This window comes from Prevotella sp. MA2016 (assembly GCF_000619825.1).
Classification (GTDB): Bacteria; Bacteroidota; Bacteroidia; order Bacteroidales; family Bacteroidaceae; genus Prevotella.
The window spans coordinates 180,392-205,165 of record NZ_JHUW01000008.1 but is presented as its reverse complement, the minus strand read 5'-3'; the positions used below and the strand labels follow the sequence as shown (position 1 = coordinate 205,165).

Genomic DNA, 24,774 nt, shown 5'->3' with positions numbered 1-24,774 from the left:
GTATGAATTTGCGAAAAGAATTACAAGTAGTAAGGACTATACATCCAGTTGGGCAAGGGGCGTTTTATTCTGAAACTCTTCATAGGCCAGGAATAAACGATGACAAGCATATAGTTTATGATTGTGGGGTGTTGCCTTATAGCAGCAGACTGGAAGAGGAGATAAAGAACTTTCTTCCAGATGGCTCCACAATAGACATCATGTTCATTTCGCACTTTCATGCCGACCATGTCAATGGGTTGAAACTGCTTTCCAGGAAATATAAAATAAAGAATGTGGTGTTACCCCAGATAGATGGCTATGACTGGTTATATGTTATAGAAAACTATTTGACGACGGGCATTGCCGATGTGAATATCATACCAGACATACGGGGCGCAGTTGGTGATGCAAAAATAATACAAGTGGCACCAAGGGATGAGTACATTGATAAGAATAGTACGTTGTTCCCTTTACAACAATTGCCTGCAGATATAAAGAAGTCTGTATTAATAGAATTGAAGGGTAAAAGAGCATCATTGCGTCAGTTAGAGAGATTGACAGGAATCAGTAAAAGCATGATTTATCGCATGTGATGAAACAGGAACCCGTCCCGGTGGTTCTTCTGTCCCGGTGGTTCCTAAAAAACTAGATATTACTTAAATATTGAAAGAAATATAGATATTATTCGTTATCTAAACATACAAGATATGTCAAATAACTCTACCGATAGTAGTAATGAAGCGGTACTTAGTAGTTCGGATGGCTTTACTACTTTTAGTTTTGGTGGGCGTCATATCCGTTTCAAAGCACCATATAGCTTGGAGCGGTATGTGGATGTTGTGAGGTGGGATGATGGCTATCTGGTGGTGTTGGCTAAATACAGACATAATGCTGAGCCAGAGGAAGAGTACATCGACCTGAAGCCAATCCTCGACGGATTGTATATCGATTCTGCCTCTTTTCTGAAACCCATCAAAAGTGTTCGTATAGCTTGAAAGGTGTGAGATGGTTGATGGCTGAAGGCGAATCGAAAAGCACTGAATGCTGGGAAGATGAAGCCGGAAAGGGTGGAGCCATTTAAGAAACTATTAGCTTTGATGGAGCTATATAGACGCAAAAACCAATATGAATGAAGGGATAAAGAACGCTGGGAGGTGATGAGCCGACTGGCGTTTTTTTGTAAGTTTTTTCTTTTTAATTTGGCTGGATAAAACTATTTTACTATATTTGCCAACGGAAAGGGGTGTATAAAGAACTAAATTATCCCGAGTACTCGATATAATAAAAGTTAATTGTTTTGTAAAGCGCTGATTCCTAATTATTTATGGTTGAGGCGCGGAAAATTATTGTGGACGGAGGTATAGATACCGCCTCATTAAAGTTATGAAAATTAATCAAGAATTACTGGATAAACTGTTTGAAGATGCAAAGGTGAATCCTCGTCTGAGAACAAACTTGGACTTGAGGACATCTGCAGAGGATGGCTCGCAGCGTATGTTGAACGCCATGCTCCCAGGTACGCAAGTGGCTATCCATCGGCATCCTATGAGCACTGAGAATGTGATTCTGTTAAAAGGACGTATGGACGAGGTGCTGTATGAGGAGTTGCCTTCTGCTGATGGTGGGGTAATACTAAAAGAGGCTGAGCGCATACATCTGTGCCCAGAGGAGGGCGCTTACGGCTGCCAAGTGCCCAAAGGTGTGTGGCATACTGTAGAAGTGCTGGAGCCATCGGTTATCTACGAAGGTAAGGATGGCAAATACGGCGAGGATGGAAGCGAGGTGTATAATGTTATGTGAAAAGCCGTAAAGAATAACATAATCGATGTATAAATAATAGATATTATGGAATACCAATATCATATTTTTAGCCCGTATAGGGTTTGCCCTCTTGGGGCGCATGTGGATCATCAGCATGGACTGGTGACGGGGTTTGCGATAGATAAGGGGGTGGACCTTTACTTCGATGTAAATGACAGTCAAAAGTCAAAGGTCGAAGGTCAAAGGTCGTGGCCGGAGAATCATGTGCATCTGGAGTCGAGGACGTTTGAAGGTACGGTGGACTTTGATATTGATGCGCCTACACAGGTGAGAGAGCACCACTGGGGAGACTATGCCCGGGGTGCGAAGTATGCCTTGCAGAAGCGGTTTGAACTCCGGAGGGGTATCACTGGTGTGATACAGGGTTCGTTGCCTGTGGGTGGCTTGTCGTCGTCGGCTGCTGTGCTGATAGCGTATGTGATGGCGTTTGCTAAGGCGAACGATATTACACTTCAACCGTTTGAGGTGGTGAAGATAGCATCGGAGGCAGAACGTGAGTACATAGGACTGAACAACGGACTGCTTGACCAAGCATGTATCGCTCTGGGTAAGAAGGATGGACTGCTGTTTCTGGACTGCGACAGTAATGATTGGCGCATCATCAAGCGTAATCCTGAGATGCCAGAGTTTGAGATTGGTATTTTCTTTTCGGGCCTGACTCGCTCGCTGGTGAATTCAGATTACAACCTCCGTGTGTATGAGTGTAAGACAGCAGCGTGGAATATGTTGGCTTATATGGATCAGCCACTGAAGACGTTTGATAAAACTTTCCTGCGTGATATTCCGAAGGCGACGTTTGAAAAGACGCGCATTGCGATGCCTGCAAGGTTTGCCAGGCGTGCAGAACACTTCTATAGTGAGTATCGCCGTGTGCGTCAGGGTGTGACCGCTTGGGAAACAGGCAATATGAAATTATTCGGCAAGTTGTCGTTTGACTCCTGCGAGAGTAGTATCCACAACTATGAGTGTGGCTCGCCAGAGTTGATAGCTATCTATGAGATTATGCGGCGTCTGCCAGGGGTGTATGGTGGTAGGTTCAGTGGAGCAGGCTTTAAGGGTGCTTGTATCGCGCTTGTTGATCCTGCATATAAGGAAGAGATTCAGAAAGTGCTCACAGAGAAATATCTGGAGCAGTTTCCTGAATATGAAAAGACATTCCAAGTGTTCTGGGTAAAACCGGATGATGGAGCTAGATTCGTTGAAGTATGAAGAATATTGTTATAGCTGCTGGGTATGCTACCAGACTTGGGGAACTGACCAAGAATTTCCCCAAACCCCTGCTTAAAATAGGGAATAGTACGATACTTGGTCGTATGTTAGATGACATCGATAAGATAGATGATGTGGATGAACACATTATCATCACGAACCATAAGTTTGCAGGCATCTTCGAAGAATGGAAGAAGGATTTGCACTATAGCAAGCCGGTTACCATTGTGGATGATGGAACAGAGACAAACGAGACTCGTCTTGGTGCTGTGTGCGACTTGCTGTTTGCGATGGATAAGCTGCACATAGATGATGATTTGTTGGTAGTGGCAGCAGATAATCTGCTGTTCTTCTCATTTCAGGAGTTTGTGGACTTTGCTCGTGAGAAGGGAACGAGTTGTATCATGTGCCATGAGCAGCCATCGATAGAGAAACTGCAGCGTACGGGTGTCGTGGAACTGGATGAGAACCATCGTGTGCTAGGCATGGAGGAGAAGCCACAGGTGCCGAAGAGCCATTGGGCTGTACCACCTTTCTATATCTATCTGAAGAAAGACCTGGACTTGGTACGACATTCAGTTGAGAATGGGTGTGGTAAGGATGCGCCAGGTAATTTGGCGCACTATATGGTAGAGCATACCACTATGCATGCTTGGCCTATGAGTGCCGGACGATTCGATATAGGTTCGTTAGATACCTATTACGAAGCCGTCGAGCTAGCTAGAACAGGCAAAATATGAGAACCTGGCAGATTTTTTTATAATATATAATTGATATGGAGAAAATTGAACTGAATAATAAGACGATATTTGTAACAGGGGCTGCTGGGTTTATTGGATCGAACCTGGTGAAGCGACTGTTTAAGGACGTGAAGGGTGCTACCATCATTGGTATCGACAATATGAACGACTACTATGATGTGGCACTGAAGGAGTATCGCTTGAACGAGCTGAACACTGCAGTTACTGAAGGCACTACATGGAAGTTTGTCAAGGGTGATATCGCAGACAAGCAGACCATTGACAGCATCTTTGAGGAGTATAAGCCGCAGGTGGTGGTAAACCTTGCAGCACAGGCAGGTGTGCGCTATAGCATCACCAATCCTGATGCCTATATCATGAGTAACATGATAGGTTTCTATAACATCCTTGAAGCATGTCGTCACAACCCCGTGGAGCATCTGGTATATGCTTCTTCAAGCTCTGTATATGGTGGTAATAAGAAGGTGCCATTCTCGACGGATGACAGAGTGGATAATCCTGTGAGCCTGTATGCAGCTACCAAGAAGAGCAATGAGTTGTTTGCCCACTGTTATTCAAAACTGTATGACATCCCTACAACAGGCTTGCGCTTCTTTACCGTTTATGGTCCTGCTGGTCGTCCAGATATGGCATACTTTGGTTTTACCAACAAACTGCTGAAAGGCGAGACCATCCAGATATTCAACTATGGCAACTGCCGTCGTGACTTTACTTACGTCGATGATATCGTAGAGGGCGTGTATCGTGTGATGCAAGGCGCTCCCGAGCGCAAGAAGGGTGAAGATGGCCTGCCCATCCCTCCATACGCTGTTTACAACATCGGTGGTGGTCAGCCAGAGAACCTACTCGACTTCGTGAACATCCTGCAAGAGGAGTTGGTTCGTGCCGGTGTCCTTCCCGCAGACTTCGACTTCGAGGCCCATAAGAAGCTCGTCCCCATGCAGCCAGGTGATGTTCCCACCACCTACGCCGATGCCACAGCCCTTGAACGTGACTTCGGGTTTACACCAAAGATAACGTTGAGAGAAGGATTGAGGAAGTTTGCAGAGTGGTACGCATCCTTTTATATGTCAAAGGACTAACGAACCACCGTGAAACACCGGGACGGGTTCCTGTTTCACGAATAATGTGTGTCATCAATAATCAATAATAAGCTATGCCAAGGCAATCCAGAAAATCATCGGGAACTGGTATATATCACGTGATGATGCGTGGTATAAATCACCAGAACATTTTTGAGGAGCAGGAGGACTATTACCAGTTTCTCAATACCTTGGACATGATGGCTCAGTCGTACGAGCCTGATGGTACCCCCTCTGGAAGAAACTATATCCTATATGCTTATTGCCTGATGTCTAATCATATTCATCTTCTCATTCGTGAACGCGAGAACACAATTGGAATGGCTATAAAAAGGATTGCTTCCTCATATGTGTACTATTATAATCACAAGTATTCAAGAGACGGTCATCTGTTCCGTGAGCGTTTTAAAAGTGAGCCTGTGAACGATATGGCTTATTTCGTGACACTTTTGAGGTATATACACCAAAACCCAGTGAAGGCAGAGATGGTTAGTGAGGTTAAGGATTATGAGTTCAGTAGTTGGGGTGAATACATGGATAAGAATAGTACTTTGTTCCCGTTGTGTGATACTCGCACTGTTTTGAACAGATTACCATTAAATGAGTTGAGTGAGCTTGTAAATGAGCCTATTTCTGATGAAGTTGCGTGTCTTGATATAGAGGATGCCTCGAAAGGACGTCCTTCGGATGATCAGGTTATGATGCTGATAAAAGAAAAGACTGGCGCAACGAATAGCAGCGCTTTTCAACAATTGCCTGCAGATATAAAGAAGTCTGTATTAATAGAATTGAAGGGTAAAAGAGCATCATTGCGTCAGTTGGAGAGATTGACAGGAATCAGTAAAAGCATGATTTATCGCATGTGATGAAACAGGAACCCGTCCCGGTGGTTCTTCGGTGGTTCTTTGAAGCGAAGAAAGATCAAGTTGGGACTAAGTTGGGTGTACTTGATATGGGCTGTTGGAGGAAATCTTTCATAGAAGATGAAGATATTTTCATCTTTTGGGGTTTAATCACTAAAAAAATACTATCTTTGCAACGCTAGAATATAAAATGATGCTGTTATGACTGAAGTAAACAAAAAATACAGGTTGACTTCGATGGAGGAACCTACAGACGAAATGCTGCAGGAACTGATGGAGGGGGTAGCGAAGGCTGCCAGGGAGTCGAGTGCCAAGGCTGAGGCAGAAAAAATGCGTCGCTTACAAGCTGTAGCCAACGAGGCCGAGGCATGGAAAAAGAGTGCTAAATTATGATGGACGGCTGTTTAAACAGTATGTGGATGATATTCCCGCCTGGGCAAGCATGTTGTTGAAATAATTGTAGATAATTATGTATTATTGAGAAGCGTTATGAGCGCTAGGTGGTTGAAATTTAATATGGAATGATATGAAAATTGGAGATAGAGCGCCTGAGGTATTGGGCAAGGACGAACTGGGACGGGAAATCTGTTTGAGTGATTTTAAGGGCCGAAAGTTGGTGTTGTATTTCTATCCGAAAGACCATACCAGCGGTTGTACGGCTGAGGCATGCAGTCTGCGTGACCACTACAGCGAACTGCAGGGTATGGGCTATGAGGTGGTTGGCGTGAGCAAGGACTCTGCGGCCTCGCACGTTAAGTTTAAGGAGAAGAACCAATTGCCGTTTCCGCTGATTGCTGATGTGGATCATACGTTGCTGGAAGCGATGGGGGCTTGGGGTGAGAAGACGATGTATGGGAAGAAAACGATGGGGACCATCCGTACGACTTTTGTAATCAACGAGGAGGGTATCATCGAACAGATCTTCGCTGGCAGACAAATAGACACCAAAAACCACGCTACCCAGCTTATAGAGAAACTGTGATGTTCATCCAAAGAAACGAGAAACACCGGGACAGGTTCCAGAAACACCGGGACGGGTTCCTGTTTCACGAAATTAAGTGTGATGAAGGACTACCCAGATAGGATGACAGCGGAAGAGGCGAGGGTGTTTGGTGAGAATGTGCTGAACATCGTTGCGCAGATTCCTCATGGCCAGGTGACGACGTACGGAAATATTGCCGCATTGGCTGGATGGCCGAGTCATTCAAGGATGGAGAAACACCGGGACGGGTTCCTGTTTCACGAAATTAAGTGTGATGAAGGACTACCCAGATAGGATGACAGCGGAAGAGGCGAGGGTGTTTGGTGAGAATGTGCTGAACATCGTTGCGCAGATTCCTCATGGCCAGGTGACGACGTACGGAAATATTGCCGCATTGGCTGGATGGCCGAGTCATTCAAGGATGGTGGGGAGAACGCTGAGATATACACCTGGGGCGGAGAAACTGCCTTGTTATCGGGTCGTGAACAAAGACGGTCGTACGGCTCCAGGGTGGAGTCAGCAACGCGCGCTGTTAGAAGCAGAGGGCGTTGTCTTCAAAAGTAACGGCCATGTGGATATGCAGAGGCACCTTTGGAAGCCCTCGTGTTAGGCGAGAAACACCGGGACATTCCTAGCGGAAGGAGTCGGTGAGTGAAGAAACACCGGGACGGGTTCCTGTTTCACGAATAATGTGTGTCATCAATAATCAATAATAAGCTATGCCAAGGCAATCCAGAAAATCATCGGGAACTGGTATATATCATGTGATGATGCGTGGTATAAATCACCAGAACATGGAGAGATTGACAGGAATCAGTAAAAGCATGATTTATCGCATGTGATGAAACAGGAACCCGTCCCGGTGGTTCGGTGGAAGAATTTCCCGAATATAAAAAACTAGATATTACTTAAATATCGAAAGAAATATAGATATTATTCGTTATCTAAACATACAAGATATGTCAAAGAACTCTACCGATAGTAGTAATGAAGCAGTACTTAGTAGTTTGGATGGCTTTACTACTTTTAGTTTTGGTGGGCGTCATATCCGTTTCAAAGCGCCATATAGCTTGGAGCGGTATGTGGATGTTGTGAGGTGGGATGATGGCTATCTGGTGGTGTTGGCTAAATACAGACATAATGCTGAGCCAGAGGAAGAGTACATCGACCTGAAGCCAATCCTCGACGGATTGTATATCGATTCTGCCTCTTTTCTGAAACCCATCAAAAGTGTTCGTATAGCTTGAAAGGTGTGAGATGGTTGATGGCTAAAGAATGATGGATCAAGAGTCTCGCTGGAAATTAAGATACGAGGAGGTGAGGATGTTTATTCTCGAGAATAAGCGGAATCCTTCAAAGCATAGGATAGAGGAGCATGATATGCTGAATTGGTTGAAAGCGAATAGAAAGGCGCTTAATGCAGGGAGGCTGAAGCTGGAGCGGGTGGAGGCTTTTAAGAGGCTGATGGAGATGATGGAGCAATATAGGAGGAAGAATCAGTGGAAATGAGGGTCTAACGCCCTTTTTTCGCATTTCTTTCTTTTTCTGCTTCTTTTCTGATATGATGGCAACTTTTTAGTTAGATATTTGGGTTGAAAACTGTGAATAAAGAACTTTTTCGTTGAAAATGCACTATCTTTGCATTGCAAATGAAAGGTCATGAGGTGTATATCAAAATCACGTTTGGGCAACCGAACAACAGCACCATCTGCATTTCTTTCCATATAGCTGAACATCCGATGAAATATCCATTTAAAAACTGATGATTATGATTAAGCAGACAATGAAGAGCCCTTTCGCTGGAGGTGATGCGAAACTATGCCATGAGTCCTCTGTGTTGACTTTCCGCAAGGAACAATTCTGTTATGTTCACCAGTTTTACGAGTGCCAGAATACTCATGAGCGATTTACTACAACGGAACTGGACGAGGCAAATTTAGCTCAGGTGTATAACAAATATCGTGCAAAATATGGCATCCCGTTCCCAGAGGAAATCAAGCGCATTCGCCAGCATTATGGTCTTTCGGCTACAAAAATGTCGGCAATCCTTGGGTTTGGCGAGAACCAGTATCGCTTGTATGAGAATGGTGACATGCCCAGTGAGGCAAACGGAAAGGTGCTGATGTCGATCATGAATCCTGACTTCTTCCTTGCTTTTGTGCTTAATTCTCGTGAACAGTTCTCTGAAGACGATTTTTCCAAATTGATGGAGAAAACCAGGTCGTGGAAGAGCGCGAAGCATTCGGAGTTTGAGATAGAACATGTGTTTAACATCTGTCGTAGAACTATCTATAATGGTTTTGCTGCACAGTCGATAGATAAGTTGAAGAACATCCTATTATATTACATAGAGAGGGGTGATGGCGTTTTCTTTACTAAAATGAACAAGCTCCTGTTCTATACGGACTTCTTAGCATACCGCTTGACGGGCAAAGGAATGACCGGCTTGTGCTACAAAGCCATTACTCATGGCCCTGTGCCCTTGCATTGGGATCGTGTATATAGTTTCTATAACGATATTAACCAGGAGATAGTGCAATATTCTGATGGAAGAGCTGGTACTAAGTTGGTTTCAAATCTGTCTCCAGACATGACTTATTTCAGTGAGGATGAAAAGGAGATGCTGGAATATGTTTACCAGAGATTCAAGAAGGAAACACCGGCGAAAATCTCGGAAACAAGCCATCATGAGGAGGCTTGGAAGAAATACCTAAACAGTGACAGACTTATCAGTTTTGAAATGGCCTTCTCGCTGAAAGCAATATAGAAATGCGAAAATGAGTGAAACACCGGGACAGAAACACCGGGACGGGTTCCTGTTTCGCGGAAAAAGGAATTGAGCTGCAGGCAGAAATGCTTACGGCTCATTTTTTTTTATAAGTTTTCTTAAATCTCTTGGTGGATAGAAATTAATTCGTATATTTGCAACCGAAACCAATAAATGGAAACGATATGGGAAAGTTTGAATTGATGGCATTGCCGTATGCTCCAGATGCATTGGAGCCAGTGATTAGTCGCGAAACGATTGCTTTTCATCACGGGAAGCACTTGGCGGCTTATGTGAATAACCTGAATGGTTTGCTGGAAGGAAATCCGATGGCCGACCTGGCATTAGAAGAAATCGTTTGTCAGGCAACGGGGGGTATCCTTAACAATGCTGGGCAGATCCTGAATCATGAGTTGTACTTCGGACAGTTTGCTGCGCCAAAGGCTGACAATCAGCCTGTCGGAAAGGTGGCAGAGGCAATCGTGCGTGACTTTGGTTCGTTTGAGGCTTTCAAGGAGACATTCCAGAAAGCTGGGGCTACGTTGTTTGGTTCTGGATGGGTGTGGCTCTCTGCTGACAAAGACGGTAAGTTGGTTGTCACGCAGGAAACGAATGCGGCCAACCCTGTGCAGAAGGGCTTGAAACCGTTGCTAACTTTTGATGTCTGGGAGCATGCCTACTATCTCGATTATCAGAACCGTCGGCCCGATCATCTCGCTGCCTTGTGGCAGATAGTGGATTGGGGCGTTATTGAGAAGCGTTATGAGCGTTAGGTGGTCCGTTTGAGTGATCATTCCTAGCGGAAGGAGTCGGTGAGGAGCTTGATTTCGATCTGGGGGGCGATGCGCTCGTAGAGGATGTTATATACGGCATCGAGGATGGGCATGTTGACGTGGCAATGGCGATTGATCTCTTTCATGCACTTGGTGCCGAAATAGCCCTCGGCTATCATCTCCATCTCTATCTGAGCTGACTTGACACTATAACCCTTACCAATCATCGTACCAAACGTGCGGTTGCGGGAGAAATTACTGTAACCCGTAACCAACAAATCGCCTAGATAAACACTGTCGTAAGCGTTGCGGTCGAGGGGATAAACGGCTGTAAGGAAGCGGTTCATCTCCTGCACGGCGTTGGCCATCAACACGGCCTGGAAGTTATCACCATACTTCAAACCGCTGCAGATACCTGCGGCGATGGCATAGACATTCTTCAGAACGGAAGAATATTCGATGCCGACAACATCGGTAGAGGTCTTGGTCTTGATATACTCGCTGGACAAAACATCACAGAAGGCCTGGGCTTTCTCACGGTCGGCACAGCCCACAGTGAGGTAGCTGAGGCGCTCGAGGGCTACCTCCTCGGCATGAGAAGGACCGCCAATGCAAGCGAGATTCTCGTAAGGTACGTCGTAAACCTGATGAAAATACTCGCTACATACGAGATTCTCATCAGGTACGATACCTTTGATAGCTGTCAATATAAACTTGTCGCGAATGCGCGTCTTGAGTTTCTTAAGGTGACTCTTGAGGTAAGGAGAGGGGGTGACGAACACCAGTGTGTCGTACTGCTGCGCAATACGGTTGAGATCGCTATCGAAATAGATCTCATCGATGTTGAAATGGACACTGGTGAGGTAGGCGGGGTTGTGACCCATGCGACGGAAATCTTCGATACGGTCGTCGCGACGCATATACCAACCTATGTGATGAGTGTGGCTCACCACAATCTTGGCAATGGCTGTTGCCCAGCTGCCTCCTCCGATAATCGCTATCTTACCGCAGTCGTACATTTTATCTAAATACTATACGTTTGCTTTTTCGATCCAGGCGGCTACTTCATCTACCGAAGGCTTCTGGAACTCGAGCTTGTACTTCTTGAAGATTTCGCCTATCTTCTGCTGCAGGCCCTGGGGCTTCTCGTCCTTGATGTTCTGAACCAGATTGAAACCGGCCTTGCGGAGTACTGGCACAATATCCTCGGGAACACCAATCTCGGCCCACTCGGCTACTGACGACTGAGGCATCTTCTTCTCGGGCTTCATCTGAGGGAACAGCATCACCTCGCCAATGGCAAACTTACCAGTGAGCAGCATCACCAGACGGTCGATACCGATACCGATACCAAAGGTTGGTGGCATACCATATTGCAGAGCGCGCAGGAAGTCCTGGTCGATAATCATCGCCTCGTCGTCGCCCTTGTCGGCAAGCTTCATCTGCTCGATGAAACGCTCCTCCTGATCGATAGGATCGTTGAGCTCTGAGTAGGCGTTGGCCAGCTCCTTACCATTCACCATCAGCTCGAAACGCTCGGTAAGGCCGGGCTTAGAACGGTGCATCTTGGTGAGGGGGCTCATCTCAACGGGATAGTCGGTGATGAAGGTGGGCTGGATGAAGGTGCCCTCGCAGAACTCACCGAAGAGCTCGTCGATCAGCTTACCCTTACCCATGGTCTCATCTACATCCATACCCTTAGAGAGGCAGAAGGCGCGAATCTCATCCTCGCTCTTGCCATCGCAGTCGAAACCGGTCTTCTCCTTAATAGCATCAAGGATAGGCAGGCGGCGGAATGGGGCGCGGAAAGAGATGACATTGCCATCAATCTCTACCTCGGGCTTGCCATTCACAGCGGTACAGATCTGCTCGAGCATGTTCTCAGTGAAGGTCATACCCCACAGCAGGTCCTTATAGCTCACGTAGAGCTCCATGCAGGTGAACTCGGGGTTGTGGGTCTTGTCCATACCCTCGTTGCGGAAGTTCTTACCCATCTCATACACACCCTCGAAACCACCTACGATAAGGCGCTTCAGGTAAAGCTCGGTGGCGATACGCATGTACATGTCCTGATTGAGGGCATTGAAGTGGGTAATGAACGGACGGGCCGAAGCACCACCGGCAATGTTCTGCAGGATAGGGGTGTCAACCTCAGTATAGCCAGCATTGTCGAGAATGCTGCGCAGGGTGCGGATGATGGTGGCACGCTTGAGGAAGGTGTCCTTGACGCCGGCGTTGACGATAAGGTCGACATAGCGCTGACGATAGCGCAGCTCGGGGTCGTCGAAGGCATCATATACCTTGCCGTCGGCATCGGTCTTAACCACTGGCAGGGGCTTCAGACTCTTGCTGAGCACAGTAAGCTCCATCACGTGAACACTGATCTCACCAGTCTTGGTGCGGAACACGTAACCCTTCACGCCAATGAAGTCGCCAAGGTCCAACAGCTTCTTAAATACTATATTATATAAGTCCTTATTCTCGTCGGGGCAAATAGAATCGCGCTGTACGTAAACCTGAATGCGGCCTTTAGAATCCTGCAGCTTGGCAAATGCGGCCTTACCCATGATGCTCTTGCTCATGATACGACCGGCGATGCTCACCATGCGGCTGTTCTCGGGTGTGGCTGCCACTTCCTCGGGCAGGTCTTCAAAGTTTTCAATGATATCTGTACTCCACGCATTGACAGGATATTCGGCGGCGGGATATGGGTTGATGCCCATAGCACGCAACTCCTGAAGGCTCTGACGCCTTCCGATTTCTTGTTCGCTTAACTCTAAAATGTTCATCTTTAATATTCGAATATTTCAATTTTATGGGTGCAAAGTTACAAATTTCTCGCGAAAAATGCAAGATTAGGGTAAATATTTGCAAAAAAAGTGGGAAAGATTTGCTCAGTCTCAGAAAAAAGTATATATTTGTGGCTGATAACTGAGAACACTTGGATGGAACAAGAAACAATCAAGAACTGAAATATGGAGGAGTATCAGATTAAAACAAAAGTGGTAGGTGTTGACATCAGCAATGAGATGACTACTTATGCCATCGTGGATATTCGTGGTAATATTCTTGCTGAGGAGTCGTTTCTGACTTCGGACTATCAAGATGTGAACAACTATGTGACAGCCCTGAGCGATAAGATCGTGAAGCTGGTGGAGGCTAACGGGGGATACGAAACCATCCGCTCTATCGGCGTGAGCTCGCCAAGTGCGAGTCCGGTGTCGGGCTGTATCGAGAATGCTGCTAACCTGCCTTGGAAAGGCATCGTCCCCCTGTCGGCCATGCTGAGAGATCGTATCGGACTGGCTGTGGGATTGTCGAACGATGCGCATGTGTCGGCCCTGGGTGAATTTACCTTCGGATGTGCGCATGGTATGAAGAACTTTATCATCCTGAGTATGGGCGTGGGGCTGGGTAGCTGCTTCTTCTCGGCTGGCAGCGACCACCAGGGGCATAACGGCTATGCAGGTGAGTTTGGACATACCTGTGTGGTGAGTCACGGACGCAAATGTGGCTGTGGACAAGAGGGATGTCTGGAGGCGTATGCTGGTGCAGCAGGTATCATTAATACCGCTAAGGAGCTGATGGCTGAGAGTGATGCGCCTTCGATGATGAGATCGCTGGAAAAGTTGTCGCCACGCACCATCAAAGAGTGCTGCGATGTGGGCGACGAGATGGCTATAGAGGTGTATAAACGTACGGGTGAGATATTGGGACTGGCGCTGGCTAACTATGCCTCGATAGTGGACCCTGAGGCTATCATCCTGACGGGGGGTATCTCGCGAGCTGGCAAATGGCTGCTGGACCCCACCTGCGAAGCGTTTGAGAAACATGTGTTTGGCAATCTGAGAGGTAAGGTGAAGATTCTTATTTCGAAACTTGATAACAGAGAGAGAGACGTGCTGGGCGCAAGTGCTTTGGCATGGAGCGTGGCGGAGTACTCGCTGTTTAAGTAAAAATAAAAAAATAAAAGAATAAAAAATTGAATATAGATAAGATTAAGGAAATAATTAATGAGAAACCAAATTTAAGTACGGCCCTCGGGATGGAATTTATTTCTACTCCCGAGGCTGATACTTGTTTGGCAAAAATGAAAGTTGACGAGCGAAATCGCCAACCTTTTGGTTTTTTGAGTGGGGGCGCGTCGCTGGCTCTGGCTGAGAATCTGGCTGGGGTGGCATCGTCGGCACTCTGCCCTGGATGTGCCTGTGTGGGTATTGAGGTGAGTGGAAGCCATGTGAAAGCGGTGGCAGAGGGGGATACCGTGACTGCCTACGCTAAAATGTTGCACAAAGGAAAAACATTGCACGTGTGGAATGTGGATATCAAAGACACTGCAGGTGAACTGATATCGAGCGTGCGAGTGACTAACTACGTAATAAAGCAGAAGAAATAATGAGCGCATACGCAATATACCGATTACCCCATGAAGATCACGCTACTCTGATTAAACAATCGGAAGGAGACCCCATAGAACTGCAGTCGCTGGCTGAGCTGAACGGCAAGCAGGGATTTGTGGTGGCTCCGTTCGAGATAAAGGCTGATCAGCCTGTGGTTTTGATACAGGGTGAGCCGGAGCAGGTTTCTTTAGATGATAAGGTTTCTTTAGATAATAAGAACGTTTTTTTTGATAATAAGAACATAAGAAACAAAAATAAGGGGGCTGATTATTATCGGGTGGATTTTGCTAACTATCACTCCCAGCTGGAGGCTGATAAGTTCCGCAAGATCGTGCTGGCACGATGCGCAGACGAGAAGATGCCGGGCGGCGTGACGCCTATGGACCTGTTTTATAGGGCTTGCCAGCGCTACCCACGCTTGTTTATCGCACTGGTGGACACACCACAGAGTGGATGCTGGCTGACAGCTACGCCTGAGATTCTGCTGGATGGACATGGCAACGACTGGAGAACCATCGCACTGGCTGGTACCATGAAACTGGAGGGCGAACAGCTGAACGGGGAAGGAGAAACGCTGACTTGGAGTACCAAGAATATTCAGGAACAGCGCATCGTGGCTACATATATCACGGAATGCCTGGAGCAGTTTACAGGTGACTTTAAGGAGGAGGGGCCCCGCACAGTGAGGGCTGCCAACCTGGTGCACCTGAGGAGCGACTTCACATTCAAACTTAATCAGAATACACGGGTGGGCGACGTGCTACAGGTGCTGCATCCCACACCTGCTGTGTGCGGACTGCCTAAGCGCGAGACGTTTAGCTTTATCGTGAAAAACGAGCATACGCCGCGCAGATATTACAGCGGGTTTATGGGACCTCTGGGACAGGAGGAAACTCATCTCTATGTGTCGCTGAGATGCATGAACATCGAGGGCGGCACGTGTCATCTCTATGCGGGCGGAGGACTGTTGAAGGACAGTGTGGAGCTGCAGGAGTGGCAGGAAACGGAAGCAAAAATGGAAACAATGAAAAAACTTTTATATGTATAGTAGTAAAGAAAACGTAAACATACTGACAAGCTTGTTGGTAGCGCATGGCGTGAGATATGCCGTGGTATGTCCCGGTAGTCGTAACTCGGCTATAGTTCATAACCTGAATGAGTGCCCTGACATCACATGCTATCCCGTGACGGATGAGCGTAGTGCTGGCTTTTATGCCTTGGGTATCGCGCAGGTGGTGCATCGCCCGGTGGTGGTGTGCGTCACCAGTGGTACGGCGCTGCTGAATCTGGCACCGGCGGTGGCTGAGGCTTACTATCAGCACATGCCGCTGGTGGTGATATCTGGCGACAGACCTGAACAGTGGATCGACCAGTTGGATGGGCAGACGCTGCCACAGCGGGATGCACTGGGACGATTTGTGAAAAAAGCCGTGTCGCTGCCTGAGGTAGATAACAACGACGAGATGCACTGGTATTGCAATCGACTGGTGAACGAGGCGCTGAACGAGACAAGTCATCATGGAAACGGACCTGTGCATATCAATGTGCCCATCTCTGAGCCATTGTTTGAATATAATGTCAAGGAGTTGCCTAAGGAGCGCGTGATACAGTTGCTGCCACCACGCAGCAACCAGTCGCTGATAGCACTGGAGTGTGCCGGGCAGTTTGCGGTGGCCAAGAAGCCGATGGTGGTGATAGGACAGCTGTCAACAGGTGAGCTGATTCCGCAGGAACTGTTCATGCTATCGCAGTGTGCGGTGGTGGTGCACGAGGCACTGAGCGTGGGTAACGGCAGTACCAACTTTGATGAGGTGATACATGTGCTGGGGGATAACCCTGCCTATCAGCCTGACTTTGTGCTCTACGTGGGCGACACGCTGGTGAGCAAACGTTTCAAGCAATGGTTGCGCGGATTGAAGGATGTGCATGTGTGGGCGATTACTGAGGATGGTAGCATCCACGACACCTCGATGCAGCTGTATGGCGTGATTGAGGGTAGTCCGGCGGATGTGATCGACGACCTGGTGGACGCAGTGCGCTATAAGGCCATCAGCTCTACAGCTACCTTCAAGGCGCGCTGGGATCAGGCCACACGTCTGGCTGCCTATCGGGCCATGAAATTCCAACCTGAATACTCGCAGATGGCTACCGTGAAATACCTGGAGGAGAAACTGGGCAAGGCTATCTATCGCTATATCCACTATGGTAACAGCAGTCCTATCCGAATGGCTAACATCTTTGCACATCACTATGTGTTCTGCAACCGTGGTGTGAACGGTATCGACGGCTCGCTCTCTACAGCGGCTGGATGTTCGGTGGTGACTGGCGACGAGAAGGTGCTGTGCGTGCTGGGCGACCTGAGTTTCTTCTACGACCAGAACGCGCTGTGGAACCAGAACCTGAATGGTAACCTGCATATCGTGCTGCTGAATAATGGCAAGGGAGCTATCTTCAACATGCTGAAGGGACTGGAGAAGAGTCCGGCGCGCGATAAGTTTGTGGCAGCTCAGCATCAGACCACGGCACAGGGTATCTGCAAGGAAAACAATATCCGCTATATGAAGGCTACGAATATGGAGGAGATGAAAAAGGGTATCGACTCTCTGCTGAACAAGAAATCAACACGCCCAGTGCTGCTGGAGGTGTTTACCGACTCTGAGGAGGACGAGCGTGTTATCAAATCATATTATAATCTGTTGAAAAATGAGAAATTGGCAAACGATAAGAAAGTTTGAGGAGATTTTATTCGAAGAGTATAATGGTATCGCTAAGATAACCATCAACCGTCCGCGTTATCGCAACGCTTTCACCCCCAAGACCACTTGGGAGCTGAGTCAGGCTTTTGCTATGGCGCGCGAGATGCAGAACATCAGCGTGGTGCTGCTGACGGGTGCCATGAGTGAGGTGCCCGAAGGAAAGACGCTGGCCGACGTGAAGCATGCCTTCTGCTCGGGAGGCGACATGCACGTGAAAGGGCGTGGCGGCTATGTGGATGAAGCAGGTGTGCCGCGACTGAGCGTGCTCGACGTGCAGATGCAGATAAGACGTCTGCCCAAACCGGTGATTGCCATGGTGAATGGTTATGCCATCGGTGGTGGACATGTGTTGCACCTGGTGTGCGACCTGACCATTGCTTCGGAGAATGCTATCTTCGGACAGACTGGGCCTAAGGTGGGCTCGTTTGATGCGGGCTTCGGATCGTCGTATCTGGCGCGTATCGTGGGACAGAAAAAGGCGCGAGAGATATGGTTCATGTGTCGCCAGTATTCGGCCAAGGAGGCTGAGGATATGGGGATGGTGAACAAGGTGGTGCCTATCGAACGACTGGAGGATGAGTGTGTGGAATGGGCTGAGACCATGATGGAACGCTCGCCACTGGCACTGCGCATGATCAAGGCTGGTCTCAACGCAGAGTTGGATGGTCAGGCTGGTATCCAGGAGTTGGCAGGCGACTGCACGATGCTCTATTACTTCCTAGACGAAGCACAAGAGGGTGGCAAAGCGTTCCTGGAAAAGCGTAAACCCAACTTTAAAAAGTACCCGAAACTGCCATAGGAAAAGACATAGTATTATTTTAAAGACAGAGTAACAAATTAACATGTTAAAGATATTATGTCTATAAAAGTTAATGTGTCTGCGAAAGTGCTCCATTTTAAACAGCCGGCGGGGACTTCGCGTGGGGTGTATTTAACACGTAAGATTTGGCTCATTCATCTTTCGGATGGTGATTGGCATGGCGTGGGGGAGTGTGCTCCACTGCCTGATTTGAGTTGCGATGCCATGCCTGATGAGCAGTATGAGGCTAAACTGAATGCGTTCTGCGAGGCATTCTGCACCAAAGGTGAGATAGATATCGATGCCATGCGCGACTATCCTTCGATGTTGTTTGGATTGGAGTCGGCTGCGCTTTCGCTACAAGCTGCCAAACAGGGTGGTAAGGGTGATATACTCTTTGATACCGCTTTTGCACGTGGCGAGGTGGGTATCCCCATCAACGGACTGGTGTGGATGGGCAACTACGAGGAGATGCTGCAGCGCATGGAGGAGAAACTGAAGCTGGGCTTCCGTTGTGTGAAACTGAAGATTGGTGCTATCGACTTTGACAAGGAACTCGACTTGGTGAAGCGTATCCGCGATCGCTTCTCGCATCATGAGGTGGAGCTGCGACTGGATGCTAATGGCGGATTCACGTATGACGAGGCGCTGTATAAGCTTGAACTGCTGTCGCAATATAATATCCATTCTATCGAACAACCTATCAAACAGGGACAATGGGCCTATATGGCTGACCTCTGCAGAGAGTCGCCACTGCCTATCGCCCTCGACGAGGAGCTGATAGGGGTGAACAACCCTGAGATGAAACAGCACATGCTGTCTATGATCAAACCACGCTATATCATCCTGAAGCCATCGCTGCATGGTGGTATGAGCGGATGCAGGGAGTGGATAGACACGGCGCGTGAGATGGGCATCGGCTCGTGGATCACATCGGCGCTTGAGAGTAACATCGGACTGAATGCTATCGCACAGTTTGCGTCGGATGTGTATGGCGATAACATCACCATGCCGCAGGGCCTGGGCACAGGACAACTCTTCACGGATAACATCCCCATGCCCCTCACTATCCAAGGCGACATGTTGTTTCTTAGATAAAATGTTTCTTAGATAAAAAGAACATAAGATATTCTTAGATAAAAAGAACATAAGGACATAATAAGGCTGCGCTGCATATGGTGCGAAAAATATGTTCTTTTGTTCTTATTATCAAAATAAAAAGAAGATGAGTAATTTTTTAGACGAGTGGAATAATGAGTCGGCGTATGTGGAGGTGAAGACGTCGGGGAGTACGGGGGAACCGAAACGGATGCTGGTGGAGAAACGCAGGATGCTGAACTCTGCCCGTATCACCTGTGACTTCCTGGGACTGAAGCCGGGCGACACGGCCTTGCTCTGCATGAGCACAGACTATATCGCTGGAAAGATGATGGTGGTGCGCGCCATAGAGCGTGGACTGAAACTCATCGAAGTACCCCCCACGGGTCATCCACTAAATAACTCCCAACTCTCCACTCTCCACTCTCCACTCTCTTTCGCCGCCATGGTGCCCATGCAGGTGTATAACTCACTGCAGGTGCCTGAGGAGAAGGAGCGCCTGAAGCAGATACGTCATCTGATTATCGGTGGTGGCGCCATCGACGAAGCTATGGAAAAAGAGTTGCGCACATTTCCCCATGCAGTGTGGAGCACCTATGGCATGACAGAGACTTTATCGCATATCGCACTACGGCGCATCAGCGGACCTGAGGCCTCGGAGTGGTACACGCCTTTCCCGACAGTGAAGTTGAGTCAGACGGCCGAGGGCTGTCTGGTGATTGATGCTCCTGAGGTATGTGCGCAGACGCTCATCACCAATGATATCGTGACCTTCTCGCCTACAGGACAGTTCCGTATCGTGGGCAGAAAGGACAACGTGATTTGTTCGGGGGGCATCAAAATACAGATAGAGGAGGTGGAGCGACAGTTGAAACCTCACATGCGCGTACCTTATATAATTACGAAGCGACGGGATGAGAAGTTTGGCGAGGTGGTGGTGCTGCTGACTGAGGGCAGCACAGCTGAGGCCAAAGCCATCTGCGAGGCCCATCTGCAGAAATACCATCAACCCAAGGACTATGTGCATGTGGCACAGATTCCACTGACAGAGACCGGCAAGCCTGCCCGCCAAAAAGCTCAAGACATAGTATTATTAAAGACATAGTATAGATAAAAGTAGATGGGGCTACTCTCTCGAGCGGCCCCACCCTGATTAGTTAGTAATACGATTAGGTCTATTAAGTTGAATTGGTTCTTGGATAACACATATTACAGCTAGCTCTCTCTATAGAAGTCGAATGCTTCATAGATCTCATCTCTTGTAGCCGTCTGGTCGATGCGGATACCTCCTACACTTTCCAGCAGCGTGAAATTGATGATGCCGGCTATATTCTTTTTGTCGTGCGTCATGAATTCCAATAGGATTGGATAGTCATCGCACGTGATATTCATTTTACCATAGTGGTCGAGAATGAATCTGACGGTTTGGCGCATCTTACTGGTGGGGAAGCCTGTCTTGATGACGCTCAGATAGAGCTCTACAATCAGACCCCATGCCACTGCATAGCCATGCAGCACAGGTTGATGCTTCAGCGCAAAGGATTCGAAAGCGTGACCTGCGGTGTGCCCCAGGTTAAGTGCCTTGCGGATGCCCTTCTCGGTAGGGTCGTCGGTCACGATGCGCTGCTTGACAGCTACTGAGTCGGCTACCATCTGCTTCAACAGCTCCAGGTTGGGCTGCTCGATGTCGAACGACAGCAGTTGGCCCAGCATGTGCTCGTCGGAGATAAGGCCATGCTTCAGCATTTCGGCATAGCCGGATAGCAAATTCTCAGTGTCGAGGGTTTTTAGAAATTCTGTGTCGAGAATCACGCTCTTGGCATTGTTGAACACGCCAATCTCGTTTTTCAGACCTAAGAAATTGATGCCTGTCTTGCCACCTACCGATGCATCGACCATCGACAGCAGGGTGGTGGGGATATTGATGTAGTTGATGCCACGCTTGAAGGTTGAGGCTGCAAAACCACCCAGATCGGTGACCATGCCACCGCCTATATTAATAAGTAAGGTGTGACGGGTGGCGCCGCCTTCGCTCAGCGACTGCCATACGTGGCTCAGTGATGTAAGGTCCTTGTGGCTATCAGTGGGCATTATCACAATGCGATGAGCATCGCGCAAGCACTCAAAACGCTCTACTACTGGCAGACAGCAACGCGCGGTGGTATCGTCGGCTAAGACAAATACCTTGTCAGGCTCGCACTCTGAGATGGACTCGGTGAGTGCGCGGTCCAAGTGTTCGGATATGATCACTTTCTGTAGATTCATTGTTGGTGCCAAAGTTGACCTTTAATTTTTTTATTTCGGATGCAAAGATAACACTTTTTTTTAAAAACGTTACAATAATCGTGAAAAATTAACTCACTAGGTTAAACTTTTTTTCTAAAACCGCGTCAAACATTCAAAAAAACATAGAAAAAAGTAACAATGAGAAGATTATTGCTAATCGTAATCACCGTGATGTTAACGGTTTTGTCAGTACACGCGCAGCGCGTGGTTTCAGGTAAAGTGATTGAGCAGGATACGCAGGATGCCGTGATTCAGGCTACAGCCTCTATTCTCGCTGGAGAGAAAGTAGTGGCCAACGCTGTCACCAATACAGATGGTGCTTTCCGTATCTCTGTGCCTAATGATGGCTCTTTCACCCTGAAGATTACATACGTGGGTTTTAAAACCTATACCAAGAAGTTTACGCTGAAGGATGGTAAGGGCTATAATGCCGGCACCATCTCGCTGGCTCCGGATGCCATCATGCTGAAGGGGGCCACAGTGACAGCACGCGCCTCGAAGGTGACGCTGAAGGCCGACACCTTTGTATATAATGCCACTGCCTTTCGCACACCTGAGGGATCGGTAGTAGAGGAGCTGGTGAAGCGACTGCCCGGTGCTGAGGTGAGCGACGATGGTACCATCAAAATCAATGGTAAGGAGGTGAAGAAGATCCTGGTGGATGGTAAGGAGTTTATGGTGGGCGACACCAAAACTGCCATGAAGAACCTGCCTACCAACATCATCGACCGCATTAAGGCATACGACCAGAAGAGTGATCTGGCTCGCGTGAGTGGTATCGACGATGGTGAGGAGGAGACTGTGCTCGACTTTGGTATCAAGGCAGGTATGAACAAGGGCGTCATGGTGAATGCCGACCTGGCTGCTGGTACTAAGAACCGCTATGCCGGACGTATCTTCGGTGGTGTGATGCAGAACGACTTCAAGGTGTTCCTGATGACCAATGCCAACAACACCAACGACATGGGATTCCCCGGTGGTGGCGGTGGTGGCCGTTGGGGCGGTGGACGCCAGGGACTGACTGCCAATAAGATGACAGGTGTGAACCTGAACTATGAAAATACTGGTAAGCTGAAGCTGGATGGAAGCGTGCGCTGGAACCACAGCGATGGCGATGCCTTCTCAAAGCGTACCAGTGAAACCATGTTCAGTGCTACAAACTCGCAGTTTGGTAATAGCATCTCGCAGAACTTCACACGTTCTAACAACTGGAATGCACAGATGCGACTGGAGTGGACACCCGACTCGATGACTAACATCATGTTCCGACCGAACCTGCGCTTCAATAGCAACGATGGCGATAACGGCAGCACGGAGGCTTCGTTCAATGCCAATCCTTATGATAACAAAGCGATTGTGAACCCACTGGATCAGTTGGACGAACTCACCAATATCCTGTTGAACGACCGCAGTCAGACCAATGTGTCGTATAGCGACTCAAAGAATCTGAATGGTATGTTGCAGTTCAACCGTCGTCTCAGTAACAATGGTCGTAACATCACTGTGCAGTTGAATGCCGGTTGGAGTGATGGCACCAGCAAGCAGATATCTAACAGCTTGATCCAGTATTATACTCTGGGTGTTCTCTCAAACGATTCTACCACCCGTCGCTATTCTATCACGCCTACCAAGAACTGGAACTATAGCGCACGCATCACTTATAGCGAGCCTATTCTGCCTCGCACCTATCTGCAGTTCAGCTACCAGTATCAGTATCGCTTCCAGAAGAGCGATCGCGGCACTTATGATTTCAGCATGATCGACCCAGTGGCAGACTGGTATGGCGGTTATCGCTCATGGGATGAGTATCTGAACCAGTTCGGCCGTATCACTTCGCTCGATCCTTATCGCGATGATAGCCAGAGCCGCTATTCGGAATACCAGAACTATATCCATACTGCTGAGTTGATGCTGCGCATCGTTCGCAACTCATACACCTTCAACGTGGGTGTGCAGATGGTGCCTCAGAAGTCGCACTTCATTCAGAATTTCAAGGGTATCCATGCTGATACCACCCGCACAGTGACCAACTTTGCACCTACGATGGACTTCCGCTGGAAGAAGTCGCAGACTGGTCAGTTGCGCTTCACCTATCGTGCCAACACCTCGCAGCCATCGATGAGTGATCTGCTGGATATTGAAGACAACACCGACCCCCTGAACATTACACGAGGTAACCCCGGACTGAAGCCTTCGTTCCGTCAGAATTTCAACCTCTTCTATAATGACTATTTCCAGAAGCATCAGCGTGCGGTGATGACGTTTGTAAACTTCACAACGACCTCAAACTCTATTGCCAACAAGATAACCCTGCTGGAAGGTGGTGGTCGTATGTCGCGCCCTGAGAACGTGAACGGTAACTGGAATGCCAACGTGGGCTTTATGTTTAACACTGCCATCGACTCGGCTGGCTACTTCAACGTGAACACCTTTACCAACTTCGGTTATGTGCACAACGTAGGTTTTGTGAACGATGGTAAGAGTGATGCGAAGTCGGTGACCAAGACTACCACAGTGATGGAGCGACTGGCTGCCAGCTATCGTAACGACTGGTTGGAGATTGAGCTCAACGGATCGGTGAACTACAACCGCAACCGCAGTGAGCTGCAGACCAACAACAACCTGGACACCTGGCAGTTCTCTTATGGCGGTATGATTGGCGTGACGGCTCCTTGGGGCACATCGCTCACCACCAACATGAATATGCAGAGTCGTCGTGGTTACTATGATGCCTCGATGAACACCAACGAGCTGATCTGGAATGCCCAGCTCTCACAGAGCTTCCTGCGCGGCAAACCACTCACCATCTCACTGCAGCTCTATGATATCCTGCACAACCAGTCGACCATCTCAAGCACTGTATCAGCCATGATGCGTAGCGATACAGAATATAACGCCATCACCAGCTATGGCATGGTTCATGTGATCTATCGTCTGAACCTGTTTGGAGGTAAGGCTGGACGCCAAGGTGGCTTTGGCGGTCCTGGTGGTCCTGGTCGCGGACGTGGAGGCTTTGGCGGTGGCTTCGGTGGCGGACGCCCACGTGGCGGTGGCTTCGGCGGTCCACGCATGTTCTAATCTGAAAATAATATTAAAAAAGAGAAAGATTGCTCCAAATGAAATATTTTGGGGCAATCTTTCTTTTATCTCCGAAAATTTTGCTACCTTTGCAACCCAAATAAAGCATAGTGCACC

At 48.2% G+C, this 24,774-nt stretch carries 26 protein-coding genes; 23 read left to right on the top strand and 3 right to left on the bottom strand.

Annotated features, from left to right (window positions below; genetic code table 11):
* Positions 1 to 2: 2 nt before the first annotated feature.
* From T360_RS0105170 to T360_RS0105090, 15 genes are all read left to right on the top strand, one after another.
* Positions 3 to 575: an MBL fold metallo-hydrolase gene (locus T360_RS0105170; RefSeq protein ID WP_028911831.1), complete on the top strand. Its 573-nt coding sequence runs from the start codon at positions 3 to 5 to the stop codon at positions 573 to 575.
* Between the two features lie 114 nt (positions 576 to 689).
* Complete coding sequence (locus tag T360_RS0105165; protein ID WP_028911830.1) at positions 690 to 977, top strand: hypothetical protein; 288 nt, start codon at positions 690 to 692, stop codon at positions 975 to 977.
* A 388-nt stretch (positions 978 to 1,365) separates the two neighbouring features.
* Positions 1,366 to 1,782: a WbuC family cupin fold metalloprotein gene (locus tag T360_RS14700; RefSeq protein ID WP_036928904.1), complete on the top strand. Its 417-nt coding sequence runs from the start codon at positions 1,366 to 1,368 to the stop codon at positions 1,780 to 1,782.
* Between the two features lie 45 nt (positions 1,783 to 1,827).
* Entirely contained in the window at positions 1,828 to 3,012 is a 1,185-nt protein-coding gene (locus tag T360_RS0105155) for a galactokinase family protein (protein WP_051523382.1), read from the top strand.
* Positions 3,009 to 3,752: a nucleotidyltransferase family protein gene (locus T360_RS0105150; protein WP_028911828.1), complete on the top strand. Its 744-nt coding sequence runs from the start codon at positions 3,009 to 3,011 to the stop codon at positions 3,750 to 3,752. The genes T360_RS0105155 and T360_RS0105150 overlap by 4 nt, the downstream gene beginning before the upstream one ends.
* A 35-nt stretch (positions 3,753 to 3,787) precedes the next feature.
* Complete coding sequence (locus T360_RS0105145) at positions 3,788 to 4,855, top strand: NAD-dependent epimerase/dehydratase family protein (protein WP_028911827.1); 1,068 nt, start codon at positions 3,788 to 3,790, stop codon at positions 4,853 to 4,855.
* 122 nt (positions 4,856 to 4,977) lie between these two features.
* Positions 4,978 to 5,721 (top strand): transposase, encoded by a 744-nt coding sequence (locus T360_RS0105140; protein ID WP_197019270.1) that lies wholly within the window; start codon positions 4,978 to 4,980, stop codon positions 5,719 to 5,721.
* Between the two features lie 198 nt (positions 5,722 to 5,919).
* Positions 5,920 to 6,111: a hypothetical protein gene (locus T360_RS0105130; RefSeq protein WP_028911824.1), complete on the top strand. Its 192-nt coding sequence runs from the start codon at positions 5,920 to 5,922 to the stop codon at positions 6,109 to 6,111.
* 133 nt (positions 6,112 to 6,244) lie between these two features.
* On the top strand, positions 6,245 to 6,700 hold the full coding sequence (gene bcp / locus T360_RS0105125; RefSeq protein WP_028911823.1) for a thioredoxin-dependent thiol peroxidase: 456 nt from the start codon (positions 6,245 to 6,247) through the stop codon (positions 6,698 to 6,700).
* 81 nt (positions 6,701 to 6,781) lie between these two features.
* Entirely contained in the window at positions 6,782 to 6,994 is a 213-nt protein-coding gene (locus T360_RS0105120) for an MGMT family protein (RefSeq protein ID WP_028911822.1), read from the top strand.
* Positions 6,975 to 7,310 carry an MGMT family protein gene (locus T360_RS0105115; RefSeq protein WP_028911821.1) on the top strand — a complete coding sequence of 112 codons (336 nt, stop codon included), beginning with the start codon at positions 6,975 to 6,977 and terminating at the stop codon, positions 7,308 to 7,310. The genes T360_RS0105120 and T360_RS0105115 overlap by 20 nt, the downstream gene beginning before the upstream one ends.
* Positions 7,311 to 7,659: 349 nt before the next feature.
* Positions 7,660 to 7,947: a hypothetical protein gene (locus tag T360_RS0105110; RefSeq protein WP_028911820.1), complete on the top strand. Its 288-nt coding sequence runs from the start codon at positions 7,660 to 7,662 to the stop codon at positions 7,945 to 7,947.
* A 28-nt stretch (positions 7,948 to 7,975) separates the two neighbouring features.
* The gene (locus T360_RS0105105) at positions 7,976 to 8,209 is read left to right on the top strand and encodes a hypothetical protein (protein WP_028911819.1); all 234 of its coding nucleotides are present in this window, start codon (positions 7,976 to 7,978) and stop codon (positions 8,207 to 8,209) included.
* Positions 8,210 to 8,468: 259 nt separating this feature from the next.
* Positions 8,469 to 9,467, top strand: coding sequence for a type II toxin-antitoxin system antitoxin SocA domain-containing protein (locus T360_RS0105095; protein WP_197019269.1), 999 nt, complete (start codon positions 8,469 to 8,471; stop codon positions 9,465 to 9,467).
* Between the two features lie 185 nt (positions 9,468 to 9,652).
* A complete protein-coding gene (locus T360_RS0105090) occupies positions 9,653 to 10,240 on the top strand; it encodes a superoxide dismutase (RefSeq protein ID WP_028911817.1) in 588 nt (195 codons plus the stop codon).
* Positions 10,241 to 10,263: 23 nt separating this feature from the next.
* On the opposite strand, the gene T360_RS0105085 is transcribed toward T360_RS0105090, so the two are convergent.
* On the bottom strand, positions 10,264 to 11,259 hold the full coding sequence (locus T360_RS0105085) for an NAD(P)H-dependent glycerol-3-phosphate dehydrogenase (RefSeq protein WP_028911816.1): 996 nt from the start codon (positions 11,257 to 11,259) through the stop codon (positions 10,264 to 10,266).
* A gap of 12 nt (positions 11,260 to 11,271) precedes the next feature.
* A complete protein-coding gene (lysS, locus tag T360_RS0105080; protein WP_028911815.1) occupies positions 11,272 to 13,029 on the bottom strand; it encodes a lysine--tRNA ligase in 1,758 nt (585 codons plus the stop codon).
* A 186-nt stretch (positions 13,030 to 13,215) separates the two neighbouring features.
* On the opposite strand from lysS, the gene T360_RS0105075 reads away from it, so the two are divergent.
* The 7 genes from T360_RS0105075 to T360_RS0105045 all read left to right on the top strand — a co-directional run bounded on the left by T360_RS0105075 (position 13,216) and on the right by T360_RS0105045 (position 20,398).
* Complete coding sequence (locus T360_RS0105075; RefSeq protein ID WP_028911814.1) at positions 13,216 to 14,196, top strand: ROK family protein; 981 nt, start codon at positions 13,216 to 13,218, stop codon at positions 14,194 to 14,196.
* Between the two features lie 26 nt (positions 14,197 to 14,222).
* A complete protein-coding gene (locus tag T360_RS0105070) occupies positions 14,223 to 14,636 on the top strand; it encodes a PaaI family thioesterase (RefSeq protein ID WP_028911813.1) in 414 nt (137 codons plus the stop codon).
* Positions 14,636 to 15,688 (top strand): isochorismate synthase, encoded by a 1,053-nt coding sequence (locus tag T360_RS0105065; protein WP_028911812.1) that lies wholly within the window; start codon positions 14,636 to 14,638, stop codon positions 15,686 to 15,688. The genes T360_RS0105070 and T360_RS0105065 overlap by 1 nt, the downstream gene beginning before the upstream one ends.
* Positions 15,681 to 17,375: a 2-succinyl-5-enolpyruvyl-6-hydroxy-3-cyclohexene-1-carboxylic-acid synthase gene (menD, locus tag T360_RS0105060; RefSeq protein WP_028911811.1), complete on the top strand. Its 1,695-nt coding sequence runs from the start codon at positions 15,681 to 15,683 to the stop codon at positions 17,373 to 17,375. The genes T360_RS0105065 and menD overlap by 8 nt, the downstream gene beginning before the upstream one ends.
* Positions 17,344 to 18,195 (top strand): 1,4-dihydroxy-2-naphthoyl-CoA synthase, encoded by an 852-nt coding sequence (gene menB / locus T360_RS0105055; RefSeq protein WP_028911810.1) that lies wholly within the window; start codon positions 17,344 to 17,346, stop codon positions 18,193 to 18,195. The genes menD and menB overlap by 32 nt, the downstream gene beginning before the upstream one ends.
* A 57-nt stretch (positions 18,196 to 18,252) precedes the next feature.
* Positions 18,253 to 19,293, top strand: coding sequence for an o-succinylbenzoate synthase (gene menC / locus T360_RS0105050; protein WP_036928897.1), 1,041 nt, complete (start codon positions 18,253 to 18,255; stop codon positions 19,291 to 19,293).
* Positions 19,294 to 19,420: 127 nt separating this feature from the next.
* Positions 19,421 to 20,398, top strand: coding sequence for an AMP-binding protein (locus T360_RS0105045; protein ID WP_028911808.1), 978 nt, complete (start codon positions 19,421 to 19,423; stop codon positions 20,396 to 20,398).
* Between the two features lie 110 nt (positions 20,399 to 20,508).
* On the opposite strand, the gene aroB is transcribed toward T360_RS0105045, so the two are convergent.
* The gene (gene aroB / locus T360_RS0105040) at positions 20,509 to 21,558 is read right to left on the bottom strand and encodes a 3-dehydroquinate synthase (RefSeq protein ID WP_028911807.1); all 1,050 of its coding nucleotides are present in this window, start codon (positions 21,556 to 21,558) and stop codon (positions 20,509 to 20,511) included.
* 159 nt (positions 21,559 to 21,717) lie between these two features.
* Here aroB and T360_RS0105035 point away from each other — a divergent pair, with 159 nt between their 5' ends.
* Positions 21,718 to 24,657: a TonB-dependent receptor gene (locus T360_RS0105035; RefSeq protein ID WP_028911806.1), complete on the top strand. Its 2,940-nt coding sequence runs from the start codon at positions 21,718 to 21,720 to the stop codon at positions 24,655 to 24,657.
* The last annotated feature ends 117 nt before the right edge of the window (positions 24,658 to 24,774 follow it).

Excerpts from the sequence above, each read along its gene's own strand:
- menC (WP_036928897.1), top strand. The coding sequence starts at position 18,253 with ATGTCTATAAAAGTTAATGTGTCTGCGAAAGTGCTCCATTTTAAACAG.
- T360_RS0105115 (WP_028911821.1), top strand. The coding sequence starts at position 6,975 with ATGAAGGACTACCCAGATAGGATGACAGCGGAAGAGGCGAGGGTGTTT.
- menB (WP_028911810.1), top strand. The coding sequence starts at position 17,344 with ATGAGAAATTGGCAAACGATAAGAAAGTTTGAGGAGATTTTATTCGAA.
- T360_RS0105165 (WP_028911830.1), top strand. The coding sequence starts at position 690 with ATGTCAAATAACTCTACCGATAGTAGTAATGAAGCGGTACTTAGTAGT.
- T360_RS0105075 (WP_028911814.1), top strand. The coding sequence starts at position 13,216 with ATGGAGGAGTATCAGATTAAAACAAAAGTGGTAGGTGTTGACATCAGC.
- lysS (WP_028911815.1), bottom strand. The coding sequence starts at position 13,029 with ATGAACATTTTAGAGTTAAGCGAACAAGAAATCGGAAGGCGTCAGAGC.
- T360_RS0105140 (WP_197019270.1), top strand. The coding sequence starts at position 4,978 with ATGATGCGTGGTATAAATCACCAGAACATTTTTGAGGAGCAGGAGGAC.
- T360_RS0105130 (WP_028911824.1), top strand. The coding sequence starts at position 5,920 with ATGACTGAAGTAAACAAAAAATACAGGTTGACTTCGATGGAGGAACCT.
- T360_RS0105085 (WP_028911816.1), bottom strand. The coding sequence starts at position 11,259 with ATGTACGACTGCGGTAAGATAGCGATTATCGGAGGAGGCAGCTGGGCA.
- T360_RS0105145 (WP_028911827.1), top strand. The coding sequence starts at position 3,788 with ATGGAGAAAATTGAACTGAATAATAAGACGATATTTGTAACAGGGGCT.
- T360_RS0105170 (WP_028911831.1), top strand. The coding sequence starts at position 3 with ATGAATTTGCGAAAAGAATTACAAGTAGTAAGGACTATACATCCAGTT.
- menD (WP_028911811.1), top strand. The coding sequence starts at position 15,681 with ATGTATAGTAGTAAAGAAAACGTAAACATACTGACAAGCTTGTTGGTA.
- T360_RS0105120 (WP_028911822.1), top strand. The coding sequence starts at position 6,782 with ATGAAGGACTACCCAGATAGGATGACAGCGGAAGAGGCGAGGGTGTTT.
- aroB (WP_028911807.1), bottom strand. The coding sequence starts at position 21,558 with ATGAATCTACAGAAAGTGATCATATCCGAACACTTGGACCGCGCACTC.
- T360_RS0105045 (WP_028911808.1), top strand. The coding sequence starts at position 19,421 with ATGAGTAATTTTTTAGACGAGTGGAATAATGAGTCGGCGTATGTGGAG.
- T360_RS0105035 (WP_028911806.1), top strand. The coding sequence starts at position 21,718 with ATGAGAAGATTATTGCTAATCGTAATCACCGTGATGTTAACGGTTTTG.
- bcp (WP_028911823.1), top strand. The coding sequence starts at position 6,245 with ATGAAAATTGGAGATAGAGCGCCTGAGGTATTGGGCAAGGACGAACTG.
- T360_RS0105090 (WP_028911817.1), top strand. The coding sequence starts at position 9,653 with ATGGGAAAGTTTGAATTGATGGCATTGCCGTATGCTCCAGATGCATTG.
- T360_RS14700 (WP_036928904.1), top strand. The coding sequence starts at position 1,366 with ATGAAAATTAATCAAGAATTACTGGATAAACTGTTTGAAGATGCAAAG.
- T360_RS0105110 (WP_028911820.1), top strand. The coding sequence starts at position 7,660 with ATGTCAAAGAACTCTACCGATAGTAGTAATGAAGCAGTACTTAGTAGT.
- T360_RS0105065 (WP_028911812.1), top strand. The coding sequence starts at position 14,636 with ATGAGCGCATACGCAATATACCGATTACCCCATGAAGATCACGCTACT.
- T360_RS0105150 (WP_028911828.1), top strand. The coding sequence starts at position 3,009 with ATGAAGAATATTGTTATAGCTGCTGGGTATGCTACCAGACTTGGGGAA.
- T360_RS0105095 (WP_197019269.1), top strand. The coding sequence starts at position 8,469 with ATGATTAAGCAGACAATGAAGAGCCCTTTCGCTGGAGGTGATGCGAAA.
- T360_RS0105155 (WP_051523382.1), top strand. The coding sequence starts at position 1,828 with ATGGAATACCAATATCATATTTTTAGCCCGTATAGGGTTTGCCCTCTT.
- T360_RS0105105 (WP_028911819.1), top strand. The coding sequence starts at position 7,976 with ATGATGGATCAAGAGTCTCGCTGGAAATTAAGATACGAGGAGGTGAGG.